General features: G+C 35.0%; 19 protein-coding genes. All 19 read right to left on the reverse strand.

Features of this window, described 5'->3' with window-relative positions:
• Position 1 precedes the first annotated feature (1 nt).
• Positions 2 to 460 carry a DUF4176 domain-containing protein gene (locus tag FC90_RS05645; RefSeq protein ID WP_057908295.1) on the reverse strand — a complete coding sequence of 153 codons (459 nt, stop codon included), beginning with the start codon at positions 458 to 460 and terminating at the stop codon, positions 2 to 4.
• 31 nt (positions 461 to 491) lie between these two features.
• Entirely contained in the window at positions 492 to 1160 is a 669-nt protein-coding gene (locus FC90_RS05650) for a hypothetical protein (RefSeq protein WP_057908296.1), read from the reverse strand.
• On the reverse strand, positions 1144 to 1278 hold the full coding sequence (locus tag FC90_RS09570; RefSeq protein ID WP_268872313.1) for a hypothetical protein: 135 nt from the start codon (positions 1276 to 1278) through the stop codon (positions 1144 to 1146). Before FC90_RS09570 ends, FC90_RS05650 begins: the two co-directional genes overlap by 17 nt.
• Before the next feature lie 48 nt (positions 1279 to 1326).
• Positions 1327 to 1947, reverse strand: coding sequence for a hypothetical protein (locus FC90_RS05655; RefSeq protein ID WP_057908297.1), 621 nt, complete (start codon positions 1945 to 1947; stop codon positions 1327 to 1329).
• Positions 1931 to 2299: a hypothetical protein gene (locus FC90_RS05660; RefSeq protein ID WP_057908298.1), complete on the reverse strand. Its 369-nt coding sequence runs from the start codon at positions 2297 to 2299 to the stop codon at positions 1931 to 1933. Before FC90_RS05660 ends, FC90_RS05655 begins: the two co-directional genes overlap by 17 nt.
• The gene (locus FC90_RS05665; protein WP_057908299.1) at positions 2265 to 2786 is read right to left on the reverse strand and encodes a hypothetical protein; all 522 of its coding nucleotides are present in this window, start codon (positions 2784 to 2786) and stop codon (positions 2265 to 2267) included. Before FC90_RS05665 ends, FC90_RS05660 begins: the two co-directional genes overlap by 35 nt.
• Before the next feature lie 94 nt (positions 2787 to 2880).
• Positions 2881 to 3519 (reverse strand): hypothetical protein, encoded by a 639-nt coding sequence (locus FC90_RS05670; protein WP_057908300.1) that lies wholly within the window; start codon positions 3517 to 3519, stop codon positions 2881 to 2883.
• Between the two features lies 1 nt (position 3520).
• Positions 3521 to 4780, reverse strand: coding sequence for a hypothetical protein (locus tag FC90_RS05675; protein WP_151886740.1), 1260 nt, complete (start codon positions 4778 to 4780; stop codon positions 3521 to 3523).
• A gap of 172 nt (positions 4781 to 4952) precedes the next feature.
• On the reverse strand, positions 4953 to 5363 hold the full coding sequence (locus FC90_RS05680; protein WP_057908302.1) for a hypothetical protein: 411 nt from the start codon (positions 5361 to 5363) through the stop codon (positions 4953 to 4955).
• On the reverse strand, positions 5347 to 5991 hold the full coding sequence (locus tag FC90_RS05685) for a hypothetical protein (RefSeq protein ID WP_057908303.1): 645 nt from the start codon (positions 5989 to 5991) through the stop codon (positions 5347 to 5349). The genes FC90_RS05680 and FC90_RS05685 overlap by 17 nt, the downstream gene beginning before the upstream one ends.
• A gap of 120 nt (positions 5992 to 6111) precedes the next feature.
• Positions 6112 to 6417 carry a DUF4176 domain-containing protein gene (locus FC90_RS05690; protein WP_057908304.1) on the reverse strand — a complete coding sequence of 102 codons (306 nt, stop codon included), beginning with the start codon at positions 6415 to 6417 and terminating at the stop codon, positions 6112 to 6114.
• Between the two features lie 2 nt (positions 6418 to 6419).
• Positions 6420 to 6881, reverse strand: coding sequence for a hypothetical protein (locus FC90_RS05695; protein WP_057908305.1), 462 nt, complete (start codon positions 6879 to 6881; stop codon positions 6420 to 6422).
• Positions 6882 to 6933: 52 nt separating this feature from the next.
• Positions 6934 to 7281, reverse strand: coding sequence for a hypothetical protein (locus tag FC90_RS05700; protein WP_151886738.1), 348 nt, complete (start codon positions 7279 to 7281; stop codon positions 6934 to 6936).
• Between the two features lie 158 nt (positions 7282 to 7439).
• Complete coding sequence (locus FC90_RS05705; protein ID WP_057908307.1) at positions 7440 to 7637, reverse strand: hypothetical protein; 198 nt, start codon at positions 7635 to 7637, stop codon at positions 7440 to 7442.
• A gap of 108 nt (positions 7638 to 7745) precedes the next feature.
• Positions 7746 to 8249: an FIVAR domain-containing protein gene (locus FC90_RS05710; protein WP_057908308.1), complete on the reverse strand. Its 504-nt coding sequence runs from the start codon at positions 8247 to 8249 to the stop codon at positions 7746 to 7748.
• A complete protein-coding gene (locus tag FC90_RS05715) occupies positions 8249 to 8479 on the reverse strand; it encodes a T7SS effector LXG polymorphic toxin (protein WP_057908309.1) in 231 nt (76 codons plus the stop codon). Before FC90_RS05715 ends, FC90_RS05710 begins: the two co-directional genes overlap by 1 nt.
• Positions 8480 to 8620: 141 nt before the next feature.
• Positions 8621 to 8944 carry a DUF4176 domain-containing protein gene (locus FC90_RS05720; RefSeq protein WP_057908310.1) on the reverse strand — a complete coding sequence of 108 codons (324 nt, stop codon included), beginning with the start codon at positions 8942 to 8944 and terminating at the stop codon, positions 8621 to 8623.
• A 2-nt stretch (positions 8945 to 8946) separates the two neighbouring features.
• Positions 8947 to 9741 (reverse strand): hypothetical protein, encoded by a 795-nt coding sequence (locus FC90_RS05725; RefSeq protein WP_057908311.1) that lies wholly within the window; start codon positions 9739 to 9741, stop codon positions 8947 to 8949.
• A 3-nt stretch (positions 9742 to 9744) separates the two neighbouring features.
• Positions 9745 to 10983: hypothetical protein (locus FC90_RS05730; RefSeq protein ID WP_201781110.1), on the reverse strand; the 1239-nt coding region annotated here is incomplete at its 5' end.

The following is a 10983-nucleotide window of genomic DNA, read 5'->3' on the forward strand; positions in this document are numbered from 1 at the left end:
ATTACACTACACAATAGTTTTTGATATTATTTAGTCTAAAAATATTGATGACATTCCAATTATTATTTTCAATTTCTTTAGTTTCCATTTGTAAACTCCTATGTATACAAGGAGCCTTATTATCTACACTCCTTATTCTGTTTATACAACTAACTATCTTCCCCTTAATAAACTGATCAGCGTTATCTTTTTTCCATTCTTCCATTGCTACAATTAATCTTTCATGTTGCTCATTCACTAAACTTTCACGAACAACTTCTGAGATATTATCTTGATTAAAATAATATAATTCTTCAGAAACAAGTCCTTGCGGATAAATAACACCAACGTAATCAAAATAAGTTGGTTTTTCATCGGCCTCGTTTTGCTTAATTAACTGACCAATCCCGATAATAGCCATAAGACTAGTTCCTTCATCTAAATATACTAATGTGCCAATTGGCAATATTTTATTATTCATTGTCATCCACCTTTTTATTTAGTACAGTTATTTAAATATTTTCGATCCATATAAAAGGAAATTCACTCTTCGCTGCATCGCCATATATAAAGGCTATTGGAAAAAACGAGCAAACCATTATAATTACCCAAGAAGTTAATTGAAACCTTAGAATGCCAATCAACCCCAACAATATAAGCAGGCAAGCTCCTCCTTGAACTAAGAAAAACATCAAATATCCAATAAATTGCGAAAAGTTTGTTTTTAATTGATATCGAAATTTAGGATAGAACTTAACCAATGGTTTATTAAAAGCAATTTCAGCCATTCCTTTCATTTTATTTGCGTGTAACCAAAATGTAGTTACTAATATAATTGAACTTCCGATCCTTAAAACTAAATCGGACAAGATAATATTATTCAAAACACTGTACAGAATGACTGATACCGGTACCAACCACAAGCTACTATAATATGCCATTTTATTTTTCGATTTTATTTCCTTTTCAGTACCTAATTGCTTAGACATCTCTGTTATTTCGTTTGCTTCAGTCTTTGTCAATTCATAACCATCAATACCGTAATACATTAAGGCGGGGAAATAAGTTGCAATTTTTTTATAATTACCACAGTCAACCAGAAAGAATCTTTGATTCGACTCAACTAACCTATAACGTTTATTTGGTTGAGCAATTACTACTATTTTATTTTGTAGAAACAAATTGATAACCTCCGTTTATTTTAGGTATTGTATAGCCAGGATTTTTTTCATCCTCCTTGGCTGTTTTATTAAATTGTTTTGTAATAGCATTTCCTACCGAATCAACTAATTCGTGCACTACTGGAATCTTCTGATATATAGTTTCTGCTATCGTACGACAAAAATTTTATTTAATTTTATAATAGAATTTTTGTTGTTTAGGCGTGAAGTAAGGGGCTGTCCCTATTAGTAAAATAAACATTAATGCACAAGTTAATGCCATCATAGATATCTGTCTCGATAATATACAAATAGCGATTACCAAAATTGAAGTAATTTGTAGCATAAAGACAAGTATGTTTGCCCATAAATGTAAAGGAATAAACGTAACATCTGGGTTACTATAACTAGGTTGATCTTGTCTTAATTTACCAACATGAATTGCTACAAGAATAACCAACATCGCTATTAAAAAAATCCGAACTAGACCTGTATTATCCATAATCAAATCATTTCTTGCTAAATAAATACCTAAAAGTGCGCTTACTCCAATAATTCCTGGTGCGTTACGGAAAATCTCTTCCTTTGTTTCTTTTTCCTTTAAGTTCTTTGTTTGTTTAATAATTTTTTTTGCTTCCGCGTTGCTTACTGAATACCCAGCAAGTCCACAGTATGAAAATAGCGGAAAATAAGTTGCTATCTTCTTATAGTTTGCAACATCTACTATATAAAATAAATCATTGGACTTAACTAACCGATACCGATTACTAATTTTTGCAATAATTTGAAATTCAGTTTGTTGGAACAAATGTGTACCCTCCATTCATTTTAGGGACTGTATAACCCGGTCTTCCCTTATCTTCCTCAATCGTTTTATTAAATCTTTCTGTTATTTTTTGACCAATATAATCCAGCGAATTATGAACAACTTTAACTTTAGAATAAATAGCTTCTGCAATTGCTGCACTCCCAAGTGTAACAATACCCACTACAAGCCAAACAGGAAGAGTAATACCAGCAAAAATAATTGCTGCTCCAATCAATCCAGCTGCTACTGTCCCTACTGTTACAGTAAATGCGACGTGCATTATTGCTTTACCAGCATTATGTCGTTCATTATAGTCATCAAAAAAACCAATAACACTTCCTACGAAACTCAAAGATTTCCCAATCCCCCCCAGCGAATTTTGTTGTTTTTCCATAAGTCGATGGATTAATTTTTTTAACACCACTTATTGCATACTTACGTATACCCGTTGACCCGTTGCGGCTGAAAATCTGCCATTCGTATCTCTTGGTTGAAGCGCTGCACCAATCATTAACACTTTCAGCAGATTCATATTTATTAATTTTTACATTATTTTTCATACTTTCCAACTGTTCATCTAAATAATCAAGTCCATTAACTTTCTCACCTTCAGCTACTATCCGCTCGTTCTTCATCACGATTTTTTCTTCGGCTTTAGCTGTTCCTTCGACAGCAACTCTTTCGCCACCTTTAAGAACTACTTCAGTCGCCATCTTAGCGCCACATTCTTCCTTAAATGCAGCTAGACCGGCCGTAAGCTGACCACCCTCAACAGCAAAAAAGTGGCGTATCTGCTCCGAAAGTGAGCGGTTCAGCGACTGCAGTTGCGACCATTTCAATTACTGCAGCTACCTTTTCCATATCAATTCTATGCAAATCAGATTATTTGTGATATTCAAAAGACCAAGCCATTTGGACTTGGTCTATGATTCTTTAGATAAAACGTTCTGCGTACTTACGGAACCATTTTGGTACTTTAACGCTCAAGTAAACCGTTCCTATAACCACTATTAGCGCTACTGATAATTCCACTGGATGAAATTCAAATTCCTTCGTTGCTGGTTTTGTTGGTAATGTTACCATGAACATAAAAGCCCCTGCCATACATATTACAAAACCAGTTATGCCACCATTCCATGTCCGATTATCATCTAAGTAAAAACGGACTTTTTCTTCTGGTGTTTTATCGCTTTTCTTAATATTTATTAATAATATATACCAGGCACTAACCATCCAGATAAACCCAAAAATTGTCAAGGATCCCGTTATACACATTCCCATTATGTTTGAATCAACACTTGGATTGATTAATGTATCTAAATTATTACCAAAACCAAACATCGAAATATACCAAATTACTACTGTTCCTACTAGACTTATGGGCTTTAGATCATTGATTGTTTGTTGTTGCCCTTTTTTTCCATTAATTGTCTCATCATTAACATTTTTTAATGACGACCAAATGGCGACGCCGATGTTAAGAATTATATAAATAACCATCTTACTAATCAAAAATTCTTTTGATTGTTGTTGACTACCAAATAAAAAATAATAAATTACGATACTGCCCATATTAATAACCACCCTTATACTTTCCAAATTCACGTTGTCCATTTTGTTGCCCCAACGTCTTGATAATTGATTGAGCTTGATTTAATTTCGCATTTTCAACTGTGTTTTCAAGTGAACGTTTTACATACTCATTTGATGAATTAATTACTTTATCGCTAGCTTTTCCTGTCCCTTTTTTCATGCCGTTTTCAACAGTTTTTCCGATTGATTCAGAGATAAACTTATTTCCCGTTGTTTCGTAAACACCATCTTCTACGAACTTCTCGGCCAGTTCAGAAGCTGGATCTGTCACCTCTTTCTCTACTACTTTCTCAGTACCTTGTACGATGACTTCTTTGCCATAGGTCTTTACGACTTCTTTCCCAACTGTTGACATTGTTACGTTTTCACTAAGCTTCGGTAAGACTGATCTGCTAGTGTTTCCAATTCCGGCAATAATCTTCTGACCGATGCCCGTATCCATTCCTGACAAAATTGATTCACTTCCTTTAGAAATACCGACAACGATGCCTTTTTCAGCGAGCTCCTTATAGGCCCCACCACTACCAACAATGCCTGAAGCAAAATTTGTACTCTCATAAACAACATCACCTACATTTCTCCCAAATAGTCTTTGTGATTTATCTTTTAGAAAGTTGTTTCCTTCATCATTACCAGTACTTATTTTATTAGCATCGGTTAATAATGTATTGGCCCCAAACATTATATTCCCAATCAATAAAATTAACGGCATCGCCACGCCACCAGAGGCAACAGCTAAGATAGCCCCACCAAAGATAAAAACACCATCAATCATTAAGTCTGCCCAGCCAGCTTGGCGATTTTCTGCTTTGCGTTTTTTCGCTTCAATCCGCTTTTGTCTTTTAACCTCGTTCGCGTATTGTTTTTGTGCCTTACGAATTTGCCCGATACTTTGACGGGCTTGTTTGTCAGCGGCTGCTCGTGCTTGATTCATATTCGTAACGCCGGCCACTGCCGCCGCATAGCCTTCGCCGGCCACTGCATTAAACCCACCACTTTGATAGCTAGCCATTGTCGGCACACTTCCACCAGCATATTGATTCACCAACCCCTTTAACTGACCAATTAAGGAATCAAACGCTGCGAAATCTTTAGCGTGATCAGCTTCAAAACGATGCCAAGCAGTTTGTTGATCGTAGGCGGTTTTTTTCATCTTATTCAGATTATTGAGGGCCTGTGTCCCATTACTGGTCACTTTAGACAACCCGGAAGTTGTTTTAATGCTGCTGACGCTACTCATTGTTTTGCGCGTACTCGAGAAGATTTCGCTATAGCTAACTTGAATAGTGAGTTCGATTAAAATACTTAAAATATACTGTAAAAAAGATATCTACCTTTCTGGTAAATATCTCTAATATTTCTATATAATTTCCAGCGACACTATTTATCATAATGCAAACCTTCGTTTACTACTATTGATTCAAATAGCGGTTCACATAATATCTATAGTTTGGTTTCTTTGTCTTGTTCATTGCAAAAATCATTTTTCCCTTTAAATAGTCATCAGTCGAATCAACCTGCATAAATATTGCCTTATTCTTATTTTTTTCAGGAAAAATAATTGAAAGCGATTGATTATCAAGCGTTAATCCATAATAAGTTGTGCCATTCTTAGTCCCAATCGCATTTTGCTTAAATGAATAACTCTTCTTACTGTTACCAATATCAATTGTTAGCTTATTCCTTGTTAGTTTTATTTGACCGGTCTTATTCTCGGCATCCTGTATCCGCCAAGTCCCTTGAATTCTTTTGGATGCTGCACAACCAACTAGCGCTACAAGCACTAAACAGATACTCAATAGTAACTTAATATTTTTTCCCATTATGCTGCTCCTTAAATTTCGGATTATATTTATTTCTGAGTTCTTTATGGATTGTAAATTCGTATGTTACTTCTTTAGTGTTTGAAAGTACTTCACCCTGTACATTATATGAAGCATCGTAATATACAAGAAAAAGGAAACTCACGACCTCGGCTTTTTTATCCACCATAAAGAATTCATACTCAGACCGTCCATTTCTTTCAACTAGTTCCTTTTCCATTAATCCTACTTGCTTGTCGTCTATATAAACAATGAATTTTAACCCCTGTTTACCCATTCCAACTTTATATATGGTATATAGTGTACCTGAGAATATGAATTCATAATACATATATCCAAATATTGGAAATGACATTCGTGATCTTAGTGTACCAACCAATTCTCCAGAGTTATCTAAAATATTAAAGTTTTCCGATTTTGAATGACCCTTCTTACTTCTATCAATTAATGCATCTACACTCATCTGTGTAGAATTGATTCTGTAAGAAACCCCATGGATTAAAGCGGATGATTCGCCCCCATTGAGTATATTTAATTTACACTGTGCTGAAACACCTTTATTGTTAAAAAGTACGTACTTTTTATGAATATCCGCAGGGACTCGCTTAAACGTATTATTGATTAACATGTAGTTCGTCCTTTAAAATCAAAATACCCTTTAAATAAATCTTTAATTGCACGGCCAAAACTAACTTGACCTGGTTGTTCTTGAATCATAGTTTGTTCCTCCTAAAATAATTATCGCTTCTTACTTAGTATTCTCGGCACGTACATATCCTGACTCTCCAATAATCTTAGGCATCTCGTCAACATACTGTTGCTCATTAATATCGATAAATCCCATAAAGCCAATCGTCTCTATCTGTTCGTGATTAAACATTATAATCTCGTCTGATGACTGTAATCCTTGTGGCACTAAAACTGCACCATAATCAAAATAGACATTCTCACCCTTGTTCCCTTTCGTGAGTGGCACCCTGCTTATAATCATCAGTGCCTGATCCGCATTTTTTAACAATACAATTGTTCCTAGCGGTAAAATATTATTATTCATATTTAATGTTCCTCTTTCGATTTTTTATATTTAAAAAAATGATAGTATAAATACAAGTAAATAATATCCAAAATAATTGCAATGAAAACAAAAATTTTAGTTCCTGTTTTATTATTTTCAAAGAATATAGTTTTAGTATTACGTCCATCATAGAATACGTAGACCCTTTGTCCCACTTCAAACGGTCCATTTCCAACATCAGAGTTAACGATAATTTTTTTATTATTAATTTTTACTCTTAATTCAAGACTATATCGCGTCCCTGACTTGGTTGTTATATAACTTCTTTGATTAACAATTTCGGCTGGTATTTTTCCCCAAATGAACTCTCTATAAACAATATTACTTCCTGCAATTATAATTAACGTCATGAAAATTATGGAAAATATAAATGTAGGAATCGTCAATTTCCCCAATCTATTATCAATTGATGTCATTATTAAATTCATTCTTTTACTTTGCATATATTTCCTTCTCCAGTTAAGACCAGACAAGCTATTCCTATTTCTCAAAAAATCATTTAATTGAATTTCTCTTATTAACTTTCTTAAACACAACATATTTATACAGTAAGTAACAGAAAAAAACGTCGACAATCAATAGCGCACCTGTTCTAATCGTTGTCTCTACAGGATTATTATCCCAAAAAACTGAATTCAAATGCTTCCCATCGTAATAAACATAAGTCTTGCTTCCTATCGCAAAAGGTCCACTACCATCATCAGAATTTATTTTCACTGATTCTCCATTTATGCTAGTTGTGAGCTGTACGTGATATCTAATTCCTGATTTGGCTGTTTTATAACTTCTTTGTGTAGTAATCTCGGCAGGTACTTTGTTCCAAGTATTTTCTTGATAAACCAATGTGCAACCAGTCCACATTAAAAAAGTGACAAATAAAATAATTAATGGTAATAGAAAAAAAAAGAGTTGTTCCGTATTCTCTATCAATCTGGATTGTAGCATTTTTAATTCGCTCTTTGAATGTCATTAGTTCTCCCGTTAACAATATTTCTAATTTTTTAATCATAAAAATCATCAGCCGTCGTAGTCGCCGCAATTCCTGTAACAAATCCCGTAACTGATCCTCCCACTACACCAACAGTAACGCCACCAATACCGCCAACAACGGTACCTCCACCAGGTTCAACAACGGTACCAGCTACTGCACCTTCAGCGCCAGTAGTGATTCCACTTACGATTCCACCAATTGCTGTCATCCCTGCCTCAACTCCAATTTGTAACTAGGTGCCCAACAGTTTTAAAAAAAATATCAGTATCTGAGTTTTGCTTGTCTTTGCTAATTACATAAGCATCGAGTCCTGTGCCTAAGAATGGAATTTTTTTAATACTTTTCCAGTTTTGCTAGTAGCAAACTTATCGAACCCATCTACAACTGTTCGCTTTAAAAATCCTACATGTACTGATAACATTTCGGTTAGCGAATTTTCAAACATGTCTTTCCCAATTCTTTCAAAGAAATTTCCTGTAGCTTGTGTGAAACTCACTCCTCTTCTAAATACCGCAATCTGTTTATCCCATCTTCTTTGTGGCATCGTGCTTAATTCATTAAAGAGCTGTTGTTTCATCTGTGCTACTTTTTTCTTAGTCATATCTTTTTTATTGATCCTAGAAACTCCTGCATTTGTGGCAGCAATTAATTGCTTATATTTCTGTTGACTCATATTTTTAGGTTTCTTAATCCCTGACTCTTTTTCCACTTCACTAACCGATTTTGCGTTCCTTATCGCTGTTTTCAACATTGATTTCGTTCTACCACTATAAGCGGCGGCGCCCCCATGTTGCTTGCTGTAAGCAAAACCTTTAATCACTATTTCAAAGCTCTTCGTTCTTCCAAACTCTCCCAGGTTTTAGCGATTGGAATTTGCGCGCTATGATAGTAGTCCTTTGCATTTTCCGCACCAGAACCTTTAAAAGAATCCATATCGACGAATTTTTGTCCGGAACCTTCATAGCTTTTTAACTGGTTCCGGAGGGCTTTAATTTTAGGATTAATTGAATCGACTAACTCGTCGAATTCAGTTGCGACGTATTTCCCCATATCTATCACCCACTATCTTATTCATTTTCTTTATGTATGTAACTCAATCACGATAAATTAATACACGATTGAGCACGATAGTACTGCCTGAATAAACATAATTATATTACCGATAATTTTATTTTACATTATTTGTTTCTATCACTTACTCACATCCAAGTTTGTCGTCCCTTTAGCTACATCGTCGTTGTCTCTTATCCACTTCTTTATTTCGGTTAAATAATTTGAAGTAGCTGGTTCTATAATGATTCCTTCACGAACTACCGTTTCAATATCAGAAGTGTTAAAGTAAACCGCTTGGTCTGAATTCAATCCCCAAGGGAGGATTGTTGCCTCATACTCAAAGTAGACTTCTTGGTCTCCTTGTTTGGTCTGAACTAACAAGGCAATTATTAAATAATATTGTTTATCCGTATAGAGCTTAACAACACTGCCAACAGGAAATATGTCTCTTTGTTCATTCATAATTAATTTTTCTCCTTCACATTAATCGATTCAATTTGATATTTACTAATCCAAAGTGGTTTATTTTCAACATTAAGCCCTAATGCTGAAGAACTTGTTACAACAAAGAGCAAAATAGTAAGAATTCCAAATAGAATATTATGTTTAAATAGTGCCTCTAATCCAAGATTTGGATCAATGAATTCAGAAATTAATCCGTACCCTAATATTCCACCAAAAATCCAGCCGGTAGCAAATCGAAAAAGCTCAATAAATCGGCCAACTATTACCTCTAAAAAGTTTGGCCCGAGATTAATAAATATAATAGGTTGTGTTTCTCCCCCAGTAATGAAGCTGTTTATTATGTGAGTGTCGTGCTTATCTTTTTTTAGTCGAGTAACTAATAATTCCAAAACATAATTAAGTATAAAAAATACTCCTAGTAATTGACTAACTAATCCTTTTCCAACTCCAAATTGTACACTAAGTATGCCGAGTACACAGAAAATAATGGGTGTAATGAAGCTAAATTTAGCTGTTCTAGAAATTGCTTGTGAACTTCCATCAATTATGTTCCCGAAATTAAAGCCAACTGGAATACTGTGATATATTTCGTCCTTTTCAAGTTCACTTATTTTATAACCTTTAATTTTCTTTCTAAACCAAATATTGTTAAAAAGTAAAATACTAGTAAATAAATTTCCAGTTTGGTAAGTATCAACAATATAATATTCTGATATTCTGGAAGTTTTACAAATCTCTAATAGTTGATACTTTAAACTACCGAATTCAATTATATCTATCCGATTCGCTTCCATTAATTAATCACCAACCATTTCATTAACTATCTTTACTTTGTGTGCTCCATTCCAAAGTTTATCTGATACTTTATCAAGAACACTTGAAGCTAAAATTCCAACACCAATTGTTGCAATAATTCCTGCAGCAGCTATATTTACACCTGGTATCAGCGCAATCGCAGCTGCTGCTCCTGTCATTGCGGCTGATGAGACTGCTAGTTTTGTTGCACCATGTCCAAGCCCATAAGCAGCTGTATGCCCACCGTGTGTATCTTCCCATGTTGTTGTACCCACAGTAAGTACCTTGCCAGCAAAACCGAGTCCACTTAATACCTTCCCAAGAGAACCAGCCGTTCGACTAACTTCTCCAATTCCTTTGATAGCCTTAATATCGCTTAAATATGATGAATTCATTGATAAGTCAGCTGTATATCCCGCACCACTATAACGTGCTGCCGCAACTCCTGACTTTAAGGTAGTTTCATGAACGTCTGATACTTTTGATAACGCTTCTCCAGTTACACCAACAGCATCCATTTTTGTATTTTTATTTTTTTGAAGTGCTACGAAAAGCTCGGTACCTCGTTCATTAGCAGTCTCATTAACTGCTTTAACCGTCTTATCCCAATCCTTTTGTTTAGCTTCCCCTAACTGACTGGCAAGGTATTGCTTGTAGAGCTGTTTTGCTTTTTTGCCTTTCACCGATTTTGGTGCGTGCGCCATTGCCTCTTCAGCTCTTGAAACTAATGCTTTATACTTCTGTTGACTCATATTTTTAGGTTTCTTAATACCGGACTCTTTTTCCACTTCACTAACCGGTTTTGCGTTCCTTATCGCTGTTTTCAACATCGATTTCGTTTTACCACTATAAGCGGTAGCGCCACCATGTTGCTTGCTGTAGGCAAAACCTTTAATCACTATTTCAAAGCTCTTCGTTCGTTCTTCTAAACTCTCCCAGGTTTTAGCGTTATCTAAACGGAAATCATCAAATTTCTTTTTGGCCTTTTTGACTTCTTTTTCCCATTCGTCAAAATGTTCATTAAACGCCGCCGGCTTTAACTTTTCAGCACGATCAGAACCAGACGACTCAATGGCAGCATTGATCTCGCGAGTTCTTTGATCAAGCGCCTTTTTATTGGCTTTTCCTTTACTTAAATAATCTTCCAGGAAATCAGAATCATAAACGGCGTTCGGATTCGCATCCACATTATCTCGAAAATCATCTTGAATTTTCTTTGCCTTTTTTTGAATATCACCGAC

Origin of the sequence: Latilactobacillus graminis DSM 20719, from assembly GCF_001436415.1 — a bacterium.
In the GTDB taxonomy this organism is placed as follows: domain Bacteria; phylum Bacillota; class Bacilli; order Lactobacillales; family Lactobacillaceae; genus Latilactobacillus; species Latilactobacillus graminis.